16 protein-coding genes are annotated in these 22,985 nt (G+C 71.5%); 11 read left to right on the top strand and 5 right to left on the bottom strand.

The genetic code is table 11. The features are described from left to right. Positions 1-810: 810 nt before the first annotated feature. A complete protein-coding gene (locus KIP79_RS39960; protein ID WP_308170139.1) occupies positions 811-1,860 on the bottom strand; it encodes an MBL fold metallo-hydrolase in 1,050 nt (349 codons plus the stop codon). A 153-nt stretch (positions 1,861-2,013) separates the two neighbouring features. Between KIP79_RS39960 and KIP79_RS39955 the strand changes: the two genes are divergently transcribed. The 4 genes from KIP79_RS39955 to KIP79_RS39940 all read left to right on the top strand — a co-directional run bounded on the left by KIP79_RS39955 (position 2,014) and on the right by KIP79_RS39940 (position 8,265). Continuing rightward, entirely contained in the window at positions 2,014-2,586 is a 573-nt protein-coding gene (locus KIP79_RS39955; protein WP_214110231.1) for an OsmC family protein, read from the top strand. A gap of 6 nt (positions 2,587-2,592) precedes the next feature. Continuing rightward, on the top strand, positions 2,593-3,861 hold the full coding sequence (locus tag KIP79_RS39950) for a flavin-containing monooxygenase (protein WP_214110230.1): 1,269 nt from the start codon (positions 2,593-2,595) through the stop codon (positions 3,859-3,861). After that, a complete protein-coding gene (locus KIP79_RS39945) occupies positions 3,858-5,033 on the top strand; it encodes an FAD-dependent oxidoreductase (RefSeq protein ID WP_214110229.1) in 1,176 nt (391 codons plus the stop codon). The genes KIP79_RS39950 and KIP79_RS39945 overlap by 4 nt, the downstream gene beginning before the upstream one ends. Before the next feature lie 64 nt (positions 5,034-5,097). Beyond that, the gene (locus KIP79_RS39940; RefSeq protein WP_214110228.1) at positions 5,098-8,265 is read left to right on the top strand and encodes an ATP-binding protein; all 3,168 of its coding nucleotides are present in this window, start codon (positions 5,098-5,100) and stop codon (positions 8,263-8,265) included. 16 nt (positions 8,266-8,281) lie between these two features. Here the strand turns inward: KIP79_RS39940 and KIP79_RS39935 are convergent, their stop codons facing one another. Both KIP79_RS39935 and KIP79_RS39930 read right to left on the bottom strand, forming a co-directional pair. Then, positions 8,282-9,547, bottom strand: a complete 1,266-nt coding sequence (locus KIP79_RS39935; RefSeq protein WP_214110227.1) for an MFS transporter — start codon at positions 9,545-9,547, stop codon at positions 8,282-8,284. Between the two features lie 5 nt (positions 9,548-9,552). Then, complete coding sequence (locus KIP79_RS39930) at positions 9,553-10,116, bottom strand: winged helix-turn-helix domain-containing protein (RefSeq protein ID WP_214110226.1); 564 nt, start codon at positions 10,114-10,116, stop codon at positions 9,553-9,555. Positions 10,117-10,297: 181 nt separating this feature from the next. Between KIP79_RS39930 and KIP79_RS39925 the strand changes: the two genes are divergently transcribed. The 6 genes from KIP79_RS39925 to KIP79_RS39900 all read left to right on the top strand — a co-directional run bounded on the left by KIP79_RS39925 (position 10,298) and on the right by KIP79_RS39900 (position 19,481). After that, positions 10,298-12,856, top strand: a complete 2,559-nt coding sequence (locus KIP79_RS39925; protein WP_308170137.1) for a glycoside hydrolase family 9 protein — start codon at positions 10,298-10,300, stop codon at positions 12,854-12,856. 63 nt (positions 12,857-12,919) lie between these two features. Beyond that, a complete protein-coding gene (locus KIP79_RS39920) occupies positions 12,920-13,561 on the top strand; it encodes a B3/B4 domain-containing protein (protein ID WP_214110224.1) in 642 nt (213 codons plus the stop codon). Positions 13,562-13,798: 237 nt separating this feature from the next. Then, the gene (locus KIP79_RS39915) at positions 13,799-17,488 is read left to right on the top strand and encodes a multifunctional oxoglutarate decarboxylase/oxoglutarate dehydrogenase thiamine pyrophosphate-binding subunit/dihydrolipoyllysine-residue succinyltransferase subunit (RefSeq protein WP_214110223.1); all 3,690 of its coding nucleotides are present in this window, start codon (positions 13,799-13,801) and stop codon (positions 17,486-17,488) included. 98 nt (positions 17,489-17,586) lie between these two features. Beyond that, positions 17,587-17,763, top strand: a complete 177-nt coding sequence (locus KIP79_RS39910) for a DUF6104 family protein (protein ID WP_214110222.1) — start codon at positions 17,587-17,589, stop codon at positions 17,761-17,763. Positions 17,764-17,859: 96 nt separating this feature from the next. Continuing rightward, entirely contained in the window at positions 17,860-18,693 is an 834-nt protein-coding gene (locus KIP79_RS39905; RefSeq protein WP_214110221.1) for a DUF4097 family beta strand repeat-containing protein, read from the top strand. Beyond that, entirely contained in the window at positions 18,690-19,481 is a 792-nt protein-coding gene (locus KIP79_RS39900) for a PadR family transcriptional regulator (protein WP_214110220.1), read from the top strand. Before KIP79_RS39905 ends, KIP79_RS39900 begins: the two co-directional genes overlap by 4 nt. Before the next feature lie 32 nt (positions 19,482-19,513). Here the strand turns inward: KIP79_RS39900 and KIP79_RS39895 are convergent, their stop codons facing one another. Together KIP79_RS39895 and KIP79_RS39890 are read right to left on the bottom strand one after the other, a co-directional pair. After that, entirely contained in the window at positions 19,514-20,476 is a 963-nt protein-coding gene (locus tag KIP79_RS39895) for a zinc-binding dehydrogenase (protein WP_214110219.1), read from the bottom strand. 10 nt (positions 20,477-20,486) lie between these two features. After that, on the bottom strand, positions 20,487-21,350 hold the full coding sequence (locus KIP79_RS39890; RefSeq protein WP_214110218.1) for a hypothetical protein: 864 nt from the start codon (positions 21,348-21,350) through the stop codon (positions 20,487-20,489). 465 nt (positions 21,351-21,815) lie between these two features. On the opposite strand from KIP79_RS39890, the gene KIP79_RS39885 reads away from it, so the two are divergent. Further along, on the top strand, positions 21,816-22,913 hold the full coding sequence (locus KIP79_RS39885) for a trypsin-like serine peptidase (protein ID WP_214110217.1): 1,098 nt from the start codon (positions 21,816-21,818) through the stop codon (positions 22,911-22,913). Positions 22,914-22,985: the final 72 nt, after the last annotated feature.

Below are 22,985 nucleotides of genomic sequence, written 5' to 3'. Positions count from 1 at the left end.
AGCAGTCATTCCCACCCGCCGCTGATTGCGCTCTTTGATTATCAACCGTGCCCGGTTGGTTCGCACCGCGACGGTACCGCTCCGCTCCGCATCCCATCCCACTACCCGCGCAAAGGCTGGGGTTCGTCGTCGCCGGGTTAGAGCCATTGCCTCCGGCGGGGGCTCCTGCGTCTGGGATGGCAGGAGCCCGCGCATGGGTGCGGGTCGCGTGTTGGCGTGGCTGGGGAGCCGGGGTGTCATCCCGTCCGCGATCACCTCTACGCGCAGAGAAGCAGGCCAGGGGCGACCGGTCAAGGTCGTTCCTCCAGTTGGGGGCTCCACCTTGACCGGCCACCCCTGGCCCGCTAAGCAACGCTCCGGGCGATAGCGGACGGGATGACACCCCGGGAAGGGAGGAAGTGTGGGGAGGGGGACACGTCCCGCCATAGCGCAGCGCAAGCACCGGCAGACAGTACGGGCCAAGGCAGAGTAAGGTCATGCTCCGCGATCCGGACCGCCAGGCCATCAGGCCAAGTGAGATGCCATGCTGAGCGACCAAGAGACGGGAACGCACTGGCCCGTGTGTGGCCCGCGACTGGTAAGCAGAAGCTGGTATCAGTTGGCGACAGTGGGACACCTCCAACGCCGCTGAAAGGCATATCCCCAGGTCAGAGCCTACTTTGAGGCGTTGACCTGGGGGTTTCTGGCGGACCCCCGATGGCTTATCTCCATGGGTGGGTGGGAGTCCTCCGGCAATCAACTTCCGCGTGACTGGACGGCAACCGACCACCTGGACGGAGCCGGTCGAAGGGGAGGGAACTAGCACGGCGATTATCGCCAGATGTCGGGTTCGCCCTTGGTGCGGGTGAGGCGGCCTTGGGACTCTAGCCAGACCAGGTGGGCCAGGGTTTCGTTGTTGGCGGAGCGGCGCATGAAGGGGGGAATGGTCTCCCAGGGGCGGGACCAGGTGAGGGAGGAGGCGAGGTTCCAGCAGGTGATGCCGCCGCTTTCGCGTACCGCGGTCTCGACCTCGGTCAGGCGGTCCTCGTGGTGGGAGATGACGTAGGCCACTCGGTCGGCCAGGTCGGTGAAGCGGTATTCGTGGGCGGGGAGGACCTCGGCGACGTCCAGGGTGGCCACCGCGTGCAGGGCGTCCAGGTAGTCGGCCAGCGGGTTGGGGCCGCTCTGCGGGTGCACGGCCACGATCGGGGTGATCTTGGCGAGCACGTGGTCGCCGGAGAAGAGCACGCGGCGCTCGGGATCGGTGAAACAGAGGTGACCGGGGGAATGCCCGGGGGTCCAGATCGCGCGTAGGTCCCAGCCAGGTAGTCCGAGGCGTTCGCCGTCGTCGATCAGGCGGTCGGGGACGGCCATGGTGACCATATGCCTGATCATCATGGAGGCGGTGGACAGCTCCTCGGCGGTCAGATCGGGCACCCCGCACCGGAGCAGCAGGTCGTGCTCGCTGGCCACCAGGTCGTTGATGGCCGAGTCGTCGTACCGCCCGTGCAGGAGCCGGGCGTCCTCCGCGTGCAGACCGATCCAGGCGCCGGCCGCCTCCCTGACCCGCCCGGCCAGGCCGTAGTGGTCGGGATGGATATGCGTCACCAGCACGGCCTGGACGTCGGTGATCTGATACCCGGCGACCGCGAGCCCGGCGACCAGCGCGTCATACGCCTCGTCGGTGTTCCAGCCGGCGTCGATGATGACGACCCCCGTCGGAGTCTCCAACGCGTACACCAGGACGTAGCGGAGCGGGTTGATGGGGATCGGCACGGGGATGGACCACAGGCCAGGCCTGACCTGTTCGACGGCGGGGAGCCGGGCCTCCAGCCATGCGTCCCGCTGGGCGGGGTTCGCCGGATTCGCCAGTTTCTTCACGCGATCGATTCTCCCCCTCCATAGAACTTCCTTCTATTCGGGGTCCACCAACCCGGGGAAACCCGCGAGAAGGATCGGGGAAGGCCGGCTCCATAGCGTCTGCTCCATCGCCGGATGACCGGCGAAGCCCGGCCCGATCTCCCAAGGAGACCCATGAGCACCGCCACTCCCCCCATCGCACGCAACGGCGTGGACACCCCGACCCTGTTCGCCACCCTCGACGCGGTCAAGGGCTCCCCCGAGCTGGCCAAGTTCCAGTTCCGCGCCACCAACCGCTGGGTCAGCGGCACCCACAACCGCAGCACCATCCAGGGCTTCTTCGGCGCCGGCCAGGAGGACACCAGCCGGACCGAGCCGTACACCTACGACGCCGACCACCCGCCCGTGCTGGTGGGCGGCGGAAAGGCGCCGACCCCCGTGGAGTTCCTGCTCCACGCGCTCGCCGCCTGCCTGACCGCCGGCCTGGCCAACATCGCCGCCGCCCGCGGCGTGAACCTGACCAGCGTCGAGTCCACCGTCGAGGGCGACATCGACCTCAACGGCATCCTCGGCCTGTCCGACCAGGTCAGAAACGGCTACCAGGGGATCCGCGTGCACTTCACGGTCACCGGCGACGCCCCGCCGGAGAAGCTGCGCGCCCTGGTCGAGCAGTCCCGCGCCCGGTCCGCCGTCTACGACGTGCTGACCAACGGCGTCCCCGTCGCCATCGACGTCACCACCGCCTGATCCCCGATGAGACGGGCCGACACCGTGGTGGTCGGCGCCGGGCACGCCGGTCTGGCCGTGAGCGCGCTGCTGGCCCGGGCCGGGCGCGACCACGTCGTCATCGAGCGGGGCAGGGTGGCGCAGTCGTGGCGGACCCGGCGGTGGGACTCGCTGCGGCTGCTCACCCCCGCCTGGCTGAGCCGCCTGCCCGGATACTCCTACGACGGTCCCGACCCGGACGCCTTCCTGCCCGCCGCCGAGGTGGCGGCGTACCTGACCGGGTACGCCGCCTGGTCGGCGGCGCCGGTGCGCGAGCACCTGCCGGTGGTGTCGGTACGGCACGGCGGAACCGGCTGGCGGGTCGTCTGCCCCGGGGAGACCTGGCAGGCCAGGCACGTCGTGATCGCCAGCGGGCACGCCACCCGCCCGGCGCTCCCGGCCTTCGCCGCCCGGCTGCCCGGCCACGTCCAGGCGCTCAGCCCCTTGGGGTACCGCCGCCCCGGGGATGTCGCGCCCGGCAGGGTGCTGGTGGTGGGCGCCTCCGCGTCGGGCGTCCAGATCGCCGACGAACTGGCCGCCGCGGGCCGTGAGGTCACCCTCGCGGCCGGGCGGCACACCCGGCTGCCACGCAGGTACCGGGGCCACGACATCATGTGGTGGCTGGACCGGGCCGGGCAGCTGGACCGCACCATCGACCGCGTGCCGGACCGGGACGCGGCCAGGCGCGAGCCGTCCATGCAGCTGGCCGGCCGCGCCGATGGGCGGCCCGTCGACCTGGCCGCGCTCGCCGCCCGCGGCGTCCGGCTGACCGGCCGCGTCCTGGACCTTGACGGCGACCTCGGCGGCGGCACGGTACGGCTGGCCGACGACCTGCCCGACACCGTCGCCGACGCCGACCGCCGCCTGCGCCGCCTGCTGGACCGGCTCGACGCCCACGACCCCCGGACGCCGGAAGGGCCGCGTCCGGAGCCCGTGCCGGTGCCCCGCGACCGACCGACCCGGCTGGACCTGAGCCGGGAGGGGTTCGGGGCGGTCATCTGGGCGACCGGGTTCCGCGGCGACTACTCCTACCTGCAGGTGCCGGGCGCGGTGCGGGAGGGGTGGCTGCGGCAGTACCGGGGCGCCAGCCCCGTTCCCGGCCTGTTCGTCATCGGGCAGCGCTTCGCCCACCGCCGCCGCTCGGGCTTCATCGACGGCGCCCGCTTCGACGCCGCCGACATCGTCGCCGCCATCACGGGCGGCTCGCCGGTCACCCGTACCCACGCCGCCTCGGCAGGAAGGACCACCTTGTCATGACTCACCGGTACGACGCGATCGTGGTGGGCGCCCGGTGCGCCGGGGCGGCCACCGCGATGCTGCTCGCCCGTGCGGGCCTGCGCGTGCTGCTGGCCGACCGCGCGGCGCCCGGGACCGACACGCTGTCCACCCACGCGCTCATGCGCGGCGGCGTGCTCCAGCTGACCAGGTGGGGGCTGCTGGACGGCGTCGTCGCGGCCGGGACGCCCGCCATCACCCGGACCTCCTTCGACTACGGCTGCCAGGCCACGACGGTCACCATCCGGGCCTCCGCCGGGGTGTCGGCCCTGTACGCGCCGCGGCGCACCGTGCTGGACCCGCTGCTGGCGGAGGCCGCCGAGCAGGCCGGGGCCGAGGTCGCGTTCGGGTTCGCCGTCACCGGGGTGCACCGTGACGGTCAGGGCCGCGTGTGCGGCGTCACGGGCCGGGACGGCCTGGGCCGCAGCCGCCACGCGTACGCGCCGCTGGTGATCGGCGCCGACGGGCTGTCATCCACCGTCGCCGAGGCCGTCGGGGCGACGGTGACCGGCCGTGGCCGGCACGCGAGCGCGTTCTGGCTGACCTACGTGACGGGGCCGTCGAACCAGGGGTACCGGTGGTTCTACCGGCCCGGGGCCTCGTTCGGCCTGATCCCCACCAACGACGGCGCCACCTGCGTCTTCGGCGGCCTGCCCGCGGCCGGGTTCCGGGCGCCCGCCCGGGGCGCCCGCTGGCAGGCGTTGCTCGACATGTTCACCGGGGCCGGCCTGGACGAGACCGCCGACGAGCTCCGCTCCGCCGCGCCCGTCTCGCCCGTACGCGGCTGGCCCGGCGTACCCAACACCCGCCGTGCGGCCTGCGGTCCGGGGTGGGCGCTGGTCGGCGACGCCGGGTACTACAAGGACCCGATCGGCACCCATGGGATCACCCAGGCGCTGCGCGACGCGCAGATCCTGGCGGACGCGGTGGTCGCCGGGTACGGCGGCGCCGGGCCGGTCGCGGACGCGCTGGCCCGTTACGAGCGGCTCAGGGACGGGCTGTCGGCCGGGCTCTTCGCCGCCACCGACGCCGTCGCCGCCCACGACTGGGACCTCGACACGCTCCAGGAGCTGCTGCGCCGGCTCTCCTCGGAGATGAGCCGGGAGGTGGACTTCCTCAGCGAGGTCGGTCGTATAACGACTAACAGCAAATAGCGCATAATCGGGAACACCATCTGGGGGTGAGGGGCTGCGGGCTCCCGCGGCAGGAGGTCGGCGCATGACAGTCGAGATCCGCATGCTGGGACGCTTCGAGGTGCTCGTGGACGGGGTGCCCGGGCCGCCGGAACCGTGGCGCCGCAGACACGCCGCCGCGCTGGTCAAGGTGCTGGCCCTGACCCGGCGGCGCTCCATGCACCGCGAGCAGCTCATCGACCTGCTCTGGCCGGACCTCACCGTCGAGGAGGCCGCGCCGCGCCTGCACAAGGCCGCCCACTACGCCCGGCACGGCCTGCGCGGCGCGGCGGAGGCCGTGGTGCTGCGCGGCGACACCGTCGCCCTGCGGCCAGGCCTGCCGGTCACCATCGACGTCGAGGAGTTCGAGGCGGCGGCATTGGCCGCCGTCGAGCAGCGCGCCCCCGCGGCCGACGCGCTGGCCCGCTACGGTGGCACGCTCCTGCCCGAGGACCGGTACGAACCCTGGGCCGAGGCGGCCAGAGACCGGATTTCCACGCTCCACCAGCAGCTGCTCCGCCTGGCCGGCCGGTGGGAGGAACTGCTGGCCGCCGACCCGGCGGACGAGGAGGCCCACCTGGCGCTGATGCGCGGCTACCTGCGGGACGGCGACCGGACCTCCGTGCTGCGCCAGTTCGAGCGGATGGACCGCGCCCTCCGCGGGGAGCTGGGCATCAGCCCGGGGGCCGAGGCGGTGGCCCTGCGCGACCAGGCGCTCGCCGCGCTGCCCGCGGCCACCCTGCCCCGCCCGCCCGCCGCCACCGCCTCCGGTCTGGTCGGCCGCGACGACACGCTGCGGACCCTCCGGCGCGCACTGGACGAGGCGGCCGCCGGGTCGAGCCGTACCGTGCTGCTGTCCGGCCCGCCCGGTGTGGGGAAGACGGCGTTGCTTGACTGGGTACGCGCCGAGGTGACGGCACGCGGCTGGCGTACCGGCGCCGGGGCCGCCGCCACTATCGAGGGGGCCTGGCCGTACGCTCCCGTGCTTGAGGCGCTCGCCGACCTGTGCCGGGCCCATCCGGCGCTGCTGGACGGCCTGGACGACCGGTACTCCCGTGAACTCGACCGCGCCCTGTCCCTGCGGGAGCCCGCCGACGACGAGGAGGGCGGCCACCAGCGGCTGTTCGTCGCGGCCGGCGCGCTGCTCGGCGTCGCGGCGGCCGGTTCCGGCGTCGCCCTGCTCGTCGACGACGTGCACGAGGCCGACGACGCCAGCCTGCGCCTGCTGCACTATCTGGCGCGCGTCACCCGGCATGACCCGGTCATCCTGGTCGTCACCCACCGGGACGACGACGGGCACGGACAGCTCACCGAGTTCCACACCAGCCTGGGCCGCCGCGACAGCACCGTCCGCGTCCCGGTCACCCCGCTGGACCAGGCCACGACGCGGACCCTGGTCCAAACGATCGTCCCCGGCCTGCCGCCGGACGCGGTGGAGGAGATCTGGCAGCTCTCGGCCGGGCTGCCGTTCGCCGCGACCGAGCTCGCCCGGGCCATGGCCGACGTCTCCGCGGCGGTCCCGTTATCCGGTGGCGGCCGGTTGCTGACCGACCGGCTGCCGGTGGCCACCCGGGACCTGCTCAGCAGGGTGGCGCTCGTCGGCCTGGCCTTCGACACCGACGAGTTCGTGGCGCTCAGCGGCCTGCCCGACCCGCTGGCCTACGCCCAGCTGCAGTCCGCGCTGTCGGCCCGGATCATCGAGCGCACCGGGACCGGTTTCCGGTTCAGGCACGCGCTGCTGCGCGAGGAACTGGTGGCCGGGCTGCCGGCCGAGCGGCGGGCGGCTCTGCACCACGACGCGGCCCGCCGGCTCGGCGGCCTGGGCGCGTCACCGGCCCGGATCGCCCACCACCTGGTGGCCGCCGGCGCCGTACGCGAGGCCGTGCCGCACCTGCTGGCCGCCGCGAAGGCCGAGGCGACGGTGGGCGCCTACCGCGACGCCCTGGTGCTGCTGGACACCGCACGCGGCCACGCGACCGGCAAGGCGCGGGCCGAGATGGCCGTGCTCCGCGGCGAACTGCTCGGCTCGCTCGGAGATCCCGCCGTGGTGGAGGCCTACCGCGAGGCGGTGCGGGTGGGCTCGGGCGAGCTGCGCCGCCGGGCGCTGGCCGGGCTGTCCAGGGCCGCCACGCTCTCCGGCGACCTCGCCACGGGCGCCGACGCCCTGGCCGGTCTCGACCTCAACGGCGGGCCGAACGACGTGGCGATCCTGCTCGCGCGGGGGAACCTCGCCTACTTCCAGGGCGATCTCGACGCCGCCTGGCAGGTCACCGAGCAGGCCCGCGAGCTCATCGCGGCCCACGAGGACTGGCGGCTGCTCGACCTGATCACGTTGCAGGGCCTGGTCGCGCACAGCCGGGGCGAGTGGTTCGAGCGGCTGAGCCTGGAGCTGCGGTACGGCCGGCAGTCGCCACGGGTGGCGGCCGCGGTGTTCGACTCCCACCTGTGCGTCGCCGAGTACCTGCTGTACGGCCCCACCCCCTACCCCCAGGTCATCGAACTGGCCAGGTCCCTGCGGGCCACCGCGGAGCGGGCCGGCGTGCTGCGGGCGGTGGCCTTCGCCTCCACCCTGCTCGGCGAGGCGGCGCTGCTCTCCGGCGACGTGGCGCTGGCCGAGACGGAGCTCACCGAGGCCGCCGAACTGTACCGGGACATCGGCGCGCGGGCCGGGGAGGCGCACTGCCTGCAACGGCTCGCCGAGGTCCGGCTGGCGGGCGGGCAGCGGGCGGAGGCCAGGGAGCTGTGCGAGCGCGCGCTGCCGCTGGCCCGGTGGTCGGCCATCGCCCTGCACCTGCTGCAGCGCGTCTTCGGCACGCTCATCACCGCCGCCGACCGGCCCGAGGACGCCCGCGACACCGTGTTCCGCGCCGAGCACGTGCTCGGCGCGGGGACGTCCTGCCCGTTCTGCGCGGTGATGCTCGCCGTACCCGCCACGATCGCGTGCGCCGACGCCGGCGACCTCGAGGCGGCCCGGCGGCACCTGGCCGTCGCGGAACACTCCGCCCAGCTCTGGGACGGCACCGCCTGGCAGGCCGCGATCTGCGAGGCCCGCGCGCACCTGGCCCTGGCCGAAGGCGACCGCGACGGCGCACACCGCCTCGCCGGGCAGGCGGAGCGCATCTTCACCGCCATCGGCCAGCCACTGGACGCGCGCCGCTGCCGCCTTCTCCAGGAGGGGCTCACCAGCGCGACCGCCTCGGCCACCAGCCCGTAGAGGTCGGTGCGGAGACCTACCGCGACTGGTGGGCCTGCGAGTACTTCGTGGCCGCCGGCTGACCGGGGGGCGCGGGCAGTCGCACGTACAGGAGGGCGGTCAGCAGGAGCACGGCGCCGCAGACGGCCCACGCCGCGCCGGTGCCCCCGGTGGCGGCGAAGGCGCCCAACGCGGCGGCGGAGAGGGCGCCGCCGGCCTGCAGGACCAGGGAGTTCACCGAGAGCACGGTGGCCCGGACCCCGGCGGCCACCCGGCGGTGCAGCAGGTCCATGCGGATGACCTCGCTGAGCGCCAGGGCGGCGTAGATCATGAAATACGCGCCGCCCGCGCCGAACAGGCCGGACGGGCCGGTGAGCAGCACCGACGCGGCGAGGCCGAAGACCGAGACGGCGGTCACCAGGGTCCCGGCGATCACCGCCCGTGCCGAGGTGCGGAAGCGGCGGGCGAACCAGGGGGCGAGCCCGCCGCCCACCGCGTTGGCCGCGAAGCCGACCGCCGCGATCACCGCGTAGGCCGTGCCGCCGGTCTTCACTCCCCCGGTCAGCTCGGCCAGCCGCCCGGGCGTCAGCATCTCGACCGCGTTCAGCATCACCCCGAGCCCGGCGGAGACCGCCAGCAGCCGTGCCACCCCCCGGTCCCGGACCGCGATCGAGAACCCCGCCCTGACGGCCACCGGCACCCCGCGCAGCACCGCGCCGAGTGAGGCCCGCCGGCTGGCCGGTTCGCGCATCGTCACCAGCGCCACCACCAGCAGCACCACTCCGGCCCCCGCGCCGGCCCAGATCGGCGCCGCCAGCGCCTCTCCCGGCAGCACCAGGGGTAACGCGCCCCCGGCCAGCACGCCGCCGCAGAGGGCGACGGAACTGGCCACCGAGCCCGCCGCCAGCCCCGGTTTGAGGTCGGCGTCCGGTCCCTGCTCCGCGTGCACGGCGTTCACGAACCACGCCTCCGCCGGGCCGCTGGAGAGCGCCCGCGCGATGCCCTTCAGGACCATGGCGGCCATGAACATCTCGGTCGAGGCGGCCAGCGCGAGCAGGGTCAGCCCGGCCACGGTGAACGCGGCGGAGACGGCCATGACCACGCGCCCGCCGAGCACGTCGGCCAGCCCGCCGGAGGGCAGTTCGAGCAGCGCCACGGTGACGCTGTAGACGGCGAAGATCAGGCCGATCTCGGTCAGCTCGACGCCGCGCGAGGTCATCAGCAGGACCTGGGGGGCCATCATCAGGCCCGGGGGCAGCCAGGCCAGGAACATCACCAGGATGAAACGCCGGCGAATCGACATACGGCTCACCTCGAATGGCGGGGGTAGGCGCCCAGGTAGACGCGCACCTGTTCGGCGTCGGGGGCGGCCAGGTCGAGTTCGGCCTGCTCGTCGATGAGGGCGTAGATGCGCTCGTAGAGGGTCATCACGGAGGCGGGCGTGAGCCGGACCAGGTGGTCGGACATGCCCGCGGCCTCCACCCAGGCCCGGCTCCAGGTCTCGTGCTCGTTGTGGAACTCGTCGATGGCGGCGGTCATCGCCTCCAGCTGGCGGTGGCGCATGTACGCGGCGGCCTCCCGGCCCTCGGGAGTGGCGGACAGTTCGAGGTTGCTCCAGGAGGTGTAGCGGTGACGGGCCCGCCAGCGGCGCTCCCGGCGGTCGCGGGGGGCCGGGTCCTCCTCGGTGAAGCCGAACCTGGCCAGTTGCCGCAGGTGGTAGCTGGTGGCGCCGGAGCTCTCGCCGAGCCTGGCCGCCAGTTCGGTGGCGGTGGCGGGGCCGTCGGCGCGGAGCGCGGCCAGCAGGCGCACGCGCATCGGGTGGGCCACCGCCTTGAGGGTCCGGGGATCGCTGATGTGGTAGACCTCGTCCATATTGCAAAGATAACTTTGCAAATGATCCTTTGCAATGATGAAACTTTCAGCGCGGGGCAGGGAAATCGCGGGCCGCCGCCGGGAGTCGTTGACGGGTGGGAAACGTGTTGGAAACATCAATGGACTCACCGTTATGGGAGCGCTCCCACCTCCTCGTATGTCCCCCCAACCGAGGTGCATCTTGAAACCAGCCCTGAAGAAACCCCGGCGCCTGGCCGCCGCGCTGGCCGCCGCCGCGCTGCTCGCCGCCGGGCTCACCCCGTCCACCGCGTACGCGGAGGGCCCCGAGCAGATCCCCAACGGCACCTTCGACAGCACCACCGCCCCCTGGTGGAACACCGGGAACCTCACGGTCGGCCTGGACAACGGGCGGCTCTGCGCCGACGTCCCCGGCGGCACCGTCAACCCGTGGGACGCCATCATCGGCCTGGACGGCATCCCGCTGGTCGCCGACGAGACCTACGCCTACAGCTTCTTCGCCACCGCCACCCCCGGCCGGGTGGCCCGCGCGCTGATCCAGCTGCCGGTGGACCCGTACACCGCGTACCTGGCCGCCAACCCGGAGCTGAGCGTCTCCGGCAACACCTACAACTACACCTTCACCGCGCCGGTGAGCCTGCCCAACGCGCAGGTCGCCTTCCAGCTCGGCGGCAGCCCGACCCCGTGGCGGTTCTGCCTGGACAACGTCTCCCTCACCGGCGGCGCCGAGCCCGAGGTGTACGCGCCGGACACCGGCCCCCGGGTCCGCGTCAACCAGGTCACCTACCTGCCCAAGGGGCCCAAGAACGCCACCGTGGTCACCACGGCGACCAGCGCCCTGCCCTGGCAGCTGAAGAACGCCTCCGGGACCGTGGTCGCCCAGGGCCAGACCACCCCGCGCGGCGTGGACGTCTCCTCCGGCCAGAACGTGCACTCGATCAACTTCGGCTCCTACACCATGGCGGGCGCCGACTTCACGCTGACCGCCGACGGTGAGACCAGCCGCCCGTTCGACATCTCGCCCGCCGCCTACGCCCAGCTCAAGCTGGACGCGCTGAAGTTCTACTACACCCAGCGCAGCGGCACCCCGATCGACGACGCGCTCCGCCCCGGCTACGGCCGCCCCGCCGGTCACGTCGGCGTCGCCCCCAACCAGGGCGACACCAGCGTGCCCTGCCAGCCGGGCGTCTGCGACTACCGCCTGAACGTGGCCGGCGGCTGGTACGACGCCGGCGACCACGGCAAGTACGTGGTCAACGGCGGCATCTCGGCCTGGCAGGTGATGAGCACCTTCGAGCGCACCAAGAACGCCGCCACCGCCAAGCCCATCGGCGGGCTGAACATCCCCGAGAGCGGCAACGCCGTGCCCGACGTGCTCGACGAGGCCCGCTGGGAGCAGGAGTTCCTGCTGAAGATGCAGCGCCCCGACGGCATGGTGCACCACAAGATCCATGACCAGAACTGGACCGGCCTGCCGCTGCTGCCGCACCTGGACCCGCAGCTGCGCGAGCTCCACCCGGTCTCCACCGCGGCCACCCTCAACCTGGCCGCCACCGGCGCCCAGGCCGCCCGCCTGTACGCGCCGTACGACGCGGCCTTCGCGGCCAAGAACCTCGCCGCGGCCAGGAAGGCGTGGACGGCGGCCAAGGCCAACCCCGCGATCTACGCCTCCACGGCCGACGGCAACGGCGGCGGCACCTACGACGACACCAACGTCACCGACGAGTTCTACTGGGCCGCCGCGGAGCTCTACATCACCACCGGGGAGAAGGAGTACAAGGACTACCTGCTCGCCTCGCCGCTGCACACCGCCGACATCTGGCGGGAGCGCGGCTTCGACTGGGCCGCCACCGCCCAGCTCGGCCGCCTGGACCTGGCCACCGTGCCGAACGCGCTGCCGAACCGGGCCGCCGTGCGGGCCTCGGTGCTGGCCGGCGCCGACAAGTACCTGGCCACGCTGAAGGCCCACCCGTACGGCGTGCCGTACGCGCCGGCCGACAACGTCTGGGACTGGGGCTCCAACAACCTGGTGCTCAACAACATGGTGGTGATGGCCGCCGCCTACGACATCAGCGGGCAGAAGAAGTACCTGGACGGCGTGCTGGAGGGCATCGACTACATCCTCGGCCGCAACGCGCTCAACCAGTCGTACGTGACCGGCTACGGCGAGGTCGCCTCCAAGAACCAGCACAGCCGCTGGTACGCCCACCAGCTCAACCCCGACCTGCCCAACCCGCCGCGCGGCACGCTGTCCGGCGGCCCCAACTCCTCCATCCAGGACCCGGTCGCGCAGACCAAGCTCCAGGGCTGCAAGCCGCAGTTCTGCTACATCGACGACATCGAGTCCTGGTCCACCAACGAGCTGACCATCAACTGGAACTCGCCGCTCTCCTGGATCTCCGCGTTCATCGCCGACCAGGGCGACGGCTCGGTCACCCCGGCCGGGAAGTGCGACGTGGACTACAAGATCCTCGGCTCGGTGTCGCAGGGCTTCGCCGCCGAGGTGACGGTGAAGAACACCGGCTCGGCCACGATCAACGGCTGGACCCTGAGGTGGTCGTTCCTCGGCGGGCAGAAGGTGCTGGCCGCGGTCGGCGCCGACGACAGCCAGGACGGGGCCACGGTCACCGCGAAGAACATCCTGCTGAACAAGACCATCAAGCCCGGTAAGTCGGTCAAGTTCGGCTTCGTGGCCAAGAGCGCGCCCGGGGCCAACCCCGTACCCGACCTGATCACCCTCAACGGCGCGGCCTGCGCCTAGCAATTATCCACAGGGAATGGGCCCGCGGCTCCTCGGGGGGGTCGCGGGCCCTACTCTGTTCCGGTGATTGAGGACATCTGGGTGGACGAGAAGGTCCGCGCGCTCCGGCCCGACTTCGCCGTGCTTGTCGTCGCCGCCTCGGGACTGCGCAACGGGCCCTCCGACGACCGGTCCCGCCGGTGGCTGGCCGAGACCGCCGACGCGGCGGTGCCGCTGGACCACGAGAAGATCGAGTCCTGGCGGGCCGCCTACCGCGCCTTCGGCGCCAAACCCCAGCGCACCCGCCCGTCGGTCGACGCGCTGATCCGCCGTATGCCGCTCCCCGAGATCAACCTCGTGGTCGACGCCTACAACACCGTCTCGGTGCGCCACGCGCTCCCCATCGGCGGCGAGGACATCGCGCACTACCAGGGCTCGGCCCGGTTGGTGCGCGCGAGCGGCGACGAGCCCACCGACGAGGTGCTGGGCGAGCCGGAGATCGGCGAGGTGATCTGGCGGGACGACACGGGGGTCACCTGCCGCCGGTGGAACTGGCGGCAGTGCGTGCGCACCCGTATCACCGAGGCCACCACCGAGGCCGTCTTCCTGCTGGAGCGCCTGGAGCCGATGAGCATCGAGGAGCTCACCGCCGCGGGCGCCGAGCTGACCACCCTGTTGGGCGAAATCACCCCCGAAGCCCGGACCGAAACCCAGCTGATCATGTGAAGTCTTCTCACGATCCAGCCACGTTCCCTCGGTAAAGGCTCGTAGGGTGAGAAGGTAGCCACTAGGTGAGACATAACTCACCTCCGAATGGGCTACCCGCGCGTGACCTGTTTGGCGGGTCCTGGGAGGATGAGCCGGAACCGACGGCCGCACCGGCGCGCCTAACAGTTTCGGGCGAGTAGCCTTGGACAGGTTCTTTACATCAACGCCGATCTGCGGAAGAGGGCGATTTCCGCCGTGTCGTCTGAGTCGTCGCGGACAAACCCGCTGGCAAGCTTCGGGCAAAACGAGTGGCTTGTCGACGAGCTGTACCAGAAGTACCTCCAGGACCCCGAGTCGGTGGACAAGGCCTGGTGGCACTTCTTCGCTGATTACAACGGGACGGGCAAAACCACCGCCCCGCCATCCGGCGCACCCAACGGCGCCGTCCCTGCCGCGGCTCCACCGGCTCCACCGGTTCCCCAGGCGCCTCCGGCGCCCGCTCCCGCTCCGCAGAAGCAGCCTGCCCCCAAGAAGCCCGCCGAGGCCAAAACCCCGGCCAAGGCCGAAACCCCGGTGCCGGCCGCCGCCGTTGAGGAGAAGCTGCGCGGCGCCGCCGCGCGCACCGCCCTCAACATGGAGGCCAGCCTCACGGTGCCCACCGCGACCAGCGTGCGCGCCGTCCCGGCCAAGCTGCTGATCGACAACCGCATCGTCATCAACAACCACCTCTCCCGCGGACGCGGCGGCAAGATCTCCTTCACCCACCTGATCGGCTACGCGATCATCCAGGCGCTGAAGAGCATGCCGGACATGAACTACTTCTACACCGAGGTGGCCGGCAAGCCGACGCTGGTCAAGCCGGAGCACGTGGGCATGGGCCTGGCCATCGACGTGCAGAAGAGCGACGGCACCCGGCAGCTGCTCGTGCCCTCCATCAAGGCCGCGGAGACCCTCGACTTCCAGCAGTTCTGGATGGCCTACGAGGACATCGTGCGCAAGGCCCGGGCCGGCAAGCTGGGCGTGGAGGACTTCCAGGGCACCACGATCTCGCTGACCAACCCCGGCACCATCGGCACGGTGCACTCGGTGCCCCGGCTGATGCCGGGACAGGGCACCATCATCGGCGTCGGCGCCATGGAGTACCCGGCGGAGTACCAGGGCGCCTCGGCGGAGACGCTCTCCCGGCTGGCCATCAGCAAGGTGATGACCCTCACCTCGACCTACGACCACCGGATCATCCAGGGCGCGCAGTCGGGCGACTTCCTGCGCCGCATCCACCAGCTGCTGCTCGGCGCCGACGACTTCTACGACGACATCTTCGAGTCGCTGCGCATTCCGTACGAGCCGGTCAGGTGGACCCAGGACGTCTCGGCCAGCCACGACGACGACGTGGCCAAGTCGGCCCGGGTGATCGAGCTGATCCACGCCTACCGGGTGCGCGGCCACCTGATGGCCGACACCGACCCGCTGGAGTACCGCCAGCGCAAGCACCCCGACCTGGACATCACCAAGCACGGCCTGACCCTGTGGGACCTGGAGCGCGAGTTCCCCACCGGCGGTTTCGGCGGGCGCGCGCTGATGACCCTGCGCGAGGTGCTCGGCGTGCTGCGCGACTCCTACTGCCGCACGGTGGGCATCGAGTACATGCACATCCAGGGCCCCGAGGAGCGGGCCTGGATCCAGGCCCGGGTGGAGAAGGCGCACGCCAAGCCCGACCGCGCCGAGCAGCTGCACGTGCTGTCCCGCCTCAACACCGCCGAGGCGTTCGAGACCTTCCTGCAGACCAAGTACGTGGGCCAGAAGCGCTTCTCGCTGGAGGGCGGGGAGTCGCTGATCCCGCTGCTGGACTCGGTGATCTGCTCGGCCGCCGGCTCGGAGCTGGACGAGGTCGTCATCGGCATGGCCCACCGGGGCCGGCTGAACGTGCTGGCCAACATCGTCGGCAAGTCCTACGCGCAGGTGTTCGGGGAGTTCGAGGGCAACCTCGACCCGCGCTCGGCGCACGGCTCCGGCGACGTGAAGTACCACCTGGGCGCGACCGGCGACTTCGTGGCGCCGAACGGCAAGCGGATCACCGCGTCGGTGGTCGCCAACCCGTCCCACCTGGAGGCGGTCGACCCCGTGCTCGAGGGCGTCGTCCGGGCCAAGCAGGACCTGCTGGAGCGCGGCGAGGAGGGCTTCACCGTGCTCCCGGTGCTGGTGCACGGCGACGCCGCGTTCGCCGGCCAGGGCGTGGTGGCCGAGACCCTGCACCTGTCCCAGCTGCGCGGCTACCGCACCGGCGGCACCGTGCACATCGTGGTCAACAACCAGGTGGGCTTCACCACCTCCCCGGCCTCCTCCCGCTCGTCGGTGTACGCGACGGACGTGGCCCAGATGATCCAGGCCCCGATCTTCCACGTGAACGGCGACGACCCCGAGGCCGTGGTCCGGGTTGGCAAGCTGGCCTTCGAGTACCGCCAGGCCTTCCGCAAGGACGTCGTGATCGACCTGATCTGCTACCGGCGGCGCGGCCACAACGAGGCCGACAACCCGAGCTTCACCCAGCCGCTCATGTACGACCTGATCGACGCCAAGCGCTCCACCCGCAAGCTCTACACCGAGGCCCTGATCGGCCGCGGCGACATCTCGGTCGAGGAGGCCGAGCAGGCGCTGCGCGACTACCAGGAGCAGCTGGAGCGGGCCTTCACCGAGACCCGCGAGGCGACCAGGAAGCCGCTGGAGCCGGGCGCGGTGGTCAAGCCCCCGGTCGACGAGGCCATCCCCTGGTCGCACAACGACGTCAAGTCGGCGATCTCCACGGAGACCGTGAAGCGGGTCATCGACACCCAGCTCAACCTCCCCGACGGCTTCACCGTGCACCCGCGCCTGGCGCCGGTGCTGCAGAAGCGCGGCTCGATGATCGAGGAGGACGCGATCGACTGGGCCACCGGCGAGACTCTGGCCTTCGGCTCGCTGCTGCTGGACGGCCACCCCGTGCGCCTGGTCGGCCAGGACTCCCGGCGCGGCACCTTCGGCCAGCGGCACGCGGTGCTGGTGGACCGGGTGTCCGGCGAGGACCACACCCCGCTCAAGGCGTTCAACGAGGGCACCACGAAGTTCTACGTCTACGACTCGCTGCTCAGCGAGTTCGCGGCGCTCGGCTTCGAGTACGGCTACAGCGTGGTCCGCCCCGAGGCGCTGGTGCTCTGGGAGGCCCAGTTCGGCGACTTCGTGAACGGCGCCCAGTCGATCATCGACGAGTTCGTCTCCTCGGGCGAGCAGAAGTGGGGCCAGCGCTCCTCGGTGGTGCTGCTGCTGCCGCACGGCTTCGAGGGCCAGGGCCCGGACCACTCCTCGGCCAGGATCGAGCGCTTCCTCCAGCTCTGCGCGCTGGACAACATGACGGTGGCCCAGCCCACCACCCCGGCCAACTACTTCCACCTGCTGCGCTGGCAGGCGCTGTCGGACCGGCGCAAGCCGCTCATCGTGTTCACCCCCAAGTCGCTGCTGCGGCACAAGGCGGCCAGCTCGTCCACGGCGGAGTTCACCTCCGGCGCGTTCCAGCCGGTCATCGGGGAGCGCACGGTGGACCCGGGGAACGCCACCAAGGTGGTGCTCTGCTCCGGCAAGATCTACTACGACCTGCTGGCCGCCCGGGAGAAGGCGGGCCGGCGGGACGTGGCGCTGATCCGGCTGGAGCGGCTCTTCCCGTTCCCGGAGAACCCGCTCAAGGCCGAGCTGGGCAGGTACGGGGCGGGCGCCGAGCTGATCTGGGCGCAGGACGAGCCGGTCAACATGGGCCCGTGGCCGTACCTGGCGCTGAAGCTGACCGAGCGGCCGGATCTGCTGGAGGGCCGCCCGCTGCGCCGGGTGTCCAGGACGCCGAACTCCTCGCCCGCGGCCGGCTCGCACGCCGCCCACGACGCGGAGCTCGCGGCCATCATCGAGGAGATCTTCGGCTGACCACGGCCGTTCAACAGAAGACCCCGGGGAAGTCCCTCACGGCCCCCGCCGTGGGGGGCTTCTCCGCATCTGGAGCAGGATTCAGGAGGATCGAGCGCGTGTACTTCACCGACCGGGGCATCGAGGAACTGGTCGAGCGGCGGGGCGAGGAGGAGGTGGGCATGCTCTGGCTGGCCGAACGCCTCCGCGAGTTCGTCGACCTCAACCCCGAGTTCGAAACCCCGATCGAGCGCCTGGCGACCTGGCTGGCCCGACTTGACGACGAGGACGAGTAACCGCGACCGGCCCAGACCAACGCGATACATCTTGACTTTTCTAAAACGCGACATATCGTGTCTTGTACAGGATGTTCCGTGTGAAAGGCGTCGGTCATGGCCCGTTGGACGATCGAGGAACCCGGAGAGCTGACGTTCGGCCAGGTCACCGGCCTGTCCGTGCGCATCGTCGCCGGGCGGCTGGCCGTGCTCGCCGGTGACGGCCCGCCCACGCTGGAGGTCGCCGAGGCCGGTGGCACCCCGCTGCACGTGGAGCACGACGAGGAGACCGGCCACCTCACCGTGGCCTACCACGATCTCACCTGGGACGGCGTGCTCGGCTGGCTCCGGCCGGGCAACCGGCGCACGGTGCTGACCCTGACCGTGCCGAAGAACTGCCCGGTGCAGGCGGGCGTGATCTCGGCGTCCACCGTGCTGGCCGGGTTGGAGGGCCGCACGGGCGTGCGCAGCGTCTCCGGCGACATCACGCTGGACGGGGTGAGCGGCGAGGTGCACGCCGAGACCATCTCCGGCTCGGTGGAGAGCCGTGGCCTGTCCGGCGACCTGTCCTTCAGCAGCGTCTCCGGGGAGCTGACCGTGGCCGACGGCGCGCCGCGCCGGTTGAAGGCCCAGACGGTGACCGGCCGGATCATGGCCGATCTGGAGCTCTCCCCCACCGGGCACGTCACCTTCATCAGCGTCTCCGGCACGGTGCTGGTCCGGCTGCCGGCCGACGTGCGGACCGACGTGACGTTGCAGTCCACCTCGGGCGCGGTGGAGGCGGAGTTCCCCGAGCTGACCGCCCGCGACCGCCCCGGGGGCCGGTCGCTGTCGGGGCGGCTGGGCGGCGGCATGGCCTCGCTCTCCGCCACCACGGTCTCCGGTGAGATCACCCTGTTCCGCAAGGACGTCAGTACCGAAACCCACGAGGAAACGGAAGCGCACGCATGAGTCCGGTATTCGGGCATGGCCGGCTCCGGCTCTACCTGCTGAAGCTGCTGGAGGAGAGCCCCCGGCACGGCTACGAGGTGATCCGGCTGCTCCAGGACCGGTTCCTCGGCGTCTACTCGCCCTCCCCCGGCACCATCTACCCCCGGCTGGCCCGGCTGGAGGAGGAGGGCCTGGTCACCCACGAGGTGGTGGCGGGCAAGAAGGTCTTCACGCTGACCGACCAGGGCCGGGCCGAGCTGGCCGACCGCCTGGACGAGCTGGCCGAGCTGGAGCGCGAGATCACCGCCTCGGTGCAGGACATCGCCCGCGAGGTGAAGGAGGACGTGCGGGAGACCGTGCGCTCACTCCGCCAGGAGCTCACCCAGATGGCCCGGATCAACCAGGACCGAACCAACGGGGACCGGGCCAACGAGGAGCGGCGGGAACGGCGACGCCTGCACGAGGAGCAACACGCGCAGTTCCGGCGGCTCCGCGAGGAGCAGCGCGAGCAGTGGCAGCGCCAGAAGCGGCAGCTGCGCGAGGACACCGAACGCTGGAAGAGCGAGTGGCGGCGGATCTGGGCGGAGACCTGGTCGCTGACCGGCCTGCCGTTCGGCCCTGGCCACCCTGGCGTGAGCGAGGAGGAGGCCGCCGCCCACGACGCCGAGCTCGGGCAGACGCTGGCCGACTTCGTGGCGCGCATCCGCGCGGAGGCCGCCGACACCCGGCTGTCCGCCGCCGACCTGGCCGCCTGCCAGGCCATCCTGGACGAGGCGGCCCACCGGATCCGTACCCGCCTGGAGTCCTGACAGAGCAACCCGTACGGCGCCCAGACGGTCGCTCAGACGGTGAAGACCACCTTGCCGAACTGGTCACCCGCCAGCATCGCGGAGAAGCCCTCCACGGCCCGGTCAAGCGGCAGCTCCCGGTCGATCACCGGCCGCACCCCGGTCTGCTCCAGGAAGACCGCGAGCCGGGCCAGCTGCTCCCGGGTGCCCATGGTGGAGCCGACGATCGACTTCTGCAGGAAGTACACCTGGGCCAGCTTGGTGGGGGCGACCTGGCCGCTGGTGGCGCCGCTGATCACGATCCGCCCGCCGGGCCGCAGCGCGCTCAGCGAGTGATCCCAGGTGGCCAGGCCCACGGTCTCCATGACCGCGTCCACCCGCTCCGGCAGGCGCGCCCCCGACTCGAAGACCCGGTCGGCGCCGAGTTCCAGGGCCCGCTCGCGCTTGGCGGCCGAGCGGCTGGTGGCCCAGACCCGGAAGCCCCCGGCGCGGCCGAGCGCGATCAGCGCGGTGGCCACCCCGCCGCCCGCGCCCTGCACCAGCACGGTGGAGCCCGGCTCCAGCTCCGCCTTCTCGAAGAGCATGCGGTAGGCGGTCAGCCAGGCGGTCGGCAGGCAGGCGGCCTCGGCGAAGGAGAGCGCGGCCGGTTTGGGCACCAGGTTCCCCACCGGCACCGCCACCCGCTCGGCGAAGGTGCCGTCGTGCTGCTCGGAGAGCAGGGTGCGCCGCGGGTCGAGGGTCTCGTCGCCGTGCACCGGGGTGCCGATGACCGCGTGCACGATCACCTCACGGCCGTCCTCGGCCACTCCGGCGGCGTCGCAACCGAGCACGATGGGCAGCCGGTCCTGGCTGATGCCGACGCCCTTGAGCGTCCACAGGTCGTGGTGGTTGAGCGAGGTGGCCCGTACGGTGACGGTGGTCCAGCCGTCGCGCGGCTCGGGTTCCGGGCGCTCGCCCAGAGTCAGGCCCTTGAGCGGGTTGTCCGGGTCGGTCTGGGTGGCGGTGACAGCGAACATGGTCAGGACACTACTCGGGCCGGATTCTGATCCCTTCGACCGCCCGGTCCACAAAGGACTGCCGCCCCGACGCCGCGATCATGAATCCGTCCCGGCACCGCGTGCCGAACGCGCCCGTCCTGAGCAGTATCAGGGGCACCGCCTGCCCGACGCTGTCACACGACGGCGACGGGGCGAGCACCAGCAGCGGGCCGGTCCCCCCGCCGAACCAGAGCTGCGGGCCCACCGGCTGGCCCGCCAGCACCTGCCCCGCCGCCATCAGCCGGACCGGCTCGTCGGCCGTGTAGGTCAGGAAGCCGTCCTTGGTGACCGTGCCGTGCAGGCCGTGGGCCAGCGTGCGCCGGTCCTCGTAGGAGAGCGGATCCGGCTGGTCCCGTAACGTGATCTGCCAGTCGCCGAAGGCGTACAGCATGACCTGGCCGCCGCTGCCCACCTGCCGGGGCCAGAGCGTGACCCCCTCGGCCAGCTCGCGGATCATCGGCCCGCCCGCGGCCACCTCGGCGGCCCCCTGGTACGGCGCGACCAGCTCCCGGAACGCGGTCCCGAGCACCACCGACGCGTACGGCCGCAGCCCGAGCCCGGCCAGGTCCAGCTCCTGCGGGTAGCTGACCCTGGCCCGGCTGCCGTCGGGAAAGGTGACGTGAATGGTCCGGGTCTTCCCGCCGGTCTCGGCCGGATGCACCACGTTCGGCTTCGGCAAGAAGGTGGACAGCGCGGGCGCCGGCTCGAACGTCGGGGACGGGGCTGGAGGCGGCGGCGCGGGGCTTTCGCTGAACAGCATGCTTCCGACCGGCACGGCGACCGCCAGCAGCAGTACCGCCACCCCGATCCACCGCCGTCGCCGGGATGGCCGCTGCTCGATGACGTCCGCCACACATCCTCCCGGCGCGAGACCCGACAACCCGTCTGCTGGGTAATGTCCCACATCCGGCGCGTCCTCATCCACCGCGGCACCCGTTCACGCCGCCGTCCCGGCCGGGGCGCCGACAATTTCCCCGCGACAACGGTTGAGACGACTGTTACAAGTGATGCCAGAGAAATTGAGACTGGTCGCGAATAACTTGTCAACCGATCCACAGCATACCCAACCACCTGCGGAAACGCGATTTCCATAAATAACGAAAAGGCCACCCGACCGAGCCTTCTCGTTATACCTCCACCCAGGCGGGCCACCGCTTTATTAACGTTCTTTGCGTTTCCTGGTAATTGGGACTCGCAGCACGTCCCAGCTGATTAACGAGAAAGGCGTGAGGTGGATCGCCGCGACGGTCGGCAGCCCTGGTGGGCAACCGCGCGGCCCGTCCCAGCACGGCGGACTCGTTAAGAGAAAGGAGCTTCATTGATCTCCCGAGCACGGCGTATCGCCATCCCCCTCGCCGGCGCGCTGGTCGCGTTCGGCGCCGTGGGCGCCACCTCCACCGCGTCGGCCGCCTCCCCCGGCGACGTCACCCAGAAGGCGGCGGTCACCTCGGCCGACGCCGCGACCACGTTCTGGACCCCCTCGCGGCTGCGGGCGGCCCAGGACCGCACCGAGGAACTGGGCAACTCGATCAAGGGATCGGGCAAGCCGAGCGTGGCCGAGCCGGACGGCAAGGCCGGGGTCGTGCCCCCGATCGGTGGCGAGAAGAAGGTTTCTTCCAAGAGCAAGCAGGTCAACCTGCCCAACACGGTCGGCCGGGTGTTCTTCACCCTGCCGGGCAAGAACCCCCTGGACCCGAAGAGCTGGAAGTACTGCTCGGGTACTTCGATTCAGGGCAAGTACCGCAACGTCGTCGCCACGGCGGGACACTGCGTCTACGACCCCGTCAGCAACAAGTTCTACGACAACTGGGTCTTCATCCCGTCGTACTGGGATGGCAACCAGGCTTGGGAGGGCAAGACGCCGTACGGCATCTACCCGGCCAAGTGGTACCAGGCGCACGACGACTTCGTCGTGAAGGAGGACTTCGACTACGACTACGCGTTCGTCAACGTCGCCTCCGGGTTCAAGGTCTCCTGGGAGAACAACAAGATCGTCAAGACCCCGGTCGGGCGTCTCGGCGACAACGTCGGCGGGCAGGGCTTCACCTGGAACCGGAGCACGAAGGTCACGGTGTTCTCGTTCGGGTACCCGGCCGGTCCGCACCCCGACGGCGACCGCCCCTTCACCGGCCGCACCATGAAGTACTGCTACGGCACCACCGCGCCGATGCCGGCCGCTCCGAAGTTCAACGTGCAGGAGCACATCGGCATCAAGTGCGGCATGACCGCGGGCGCCAGCGGTGGCCCGCTGCTGCTGAACTACAAGAGCAAGACCCGCACCGGTTACCTCAACGGTGTCAACAGCATCGCCTGGGACACCGACGGCAACGACCGCTACGACCGTCTCTCCTCGCCGTACTTCAACAGCGAGACCTACGACGTGTACAAGGTGGCCGCCAACCGGTGGACCCAGTGACACACGTGTACAGCAGGGGCATGCCGAGGACCAGCCGCCGGGTGCCGCCGCGCAGACCCAGCAGCCGGGTGT

The sequence above is a fragment of the Acrocarpospora catenulata genome (assembly GCF_018476525.1).
In the GTDB taxonomy this organism is placed as follows: Bacteria; Actinomycetota; Actinomycetes; order Streptosporangiales; family Streptosporangiaceae; genus Acrocarpospora; species Acrocarpospora catenulata.
This window is presented reverse-complemented; position numbering and strand designations above follow the sequence as displayed.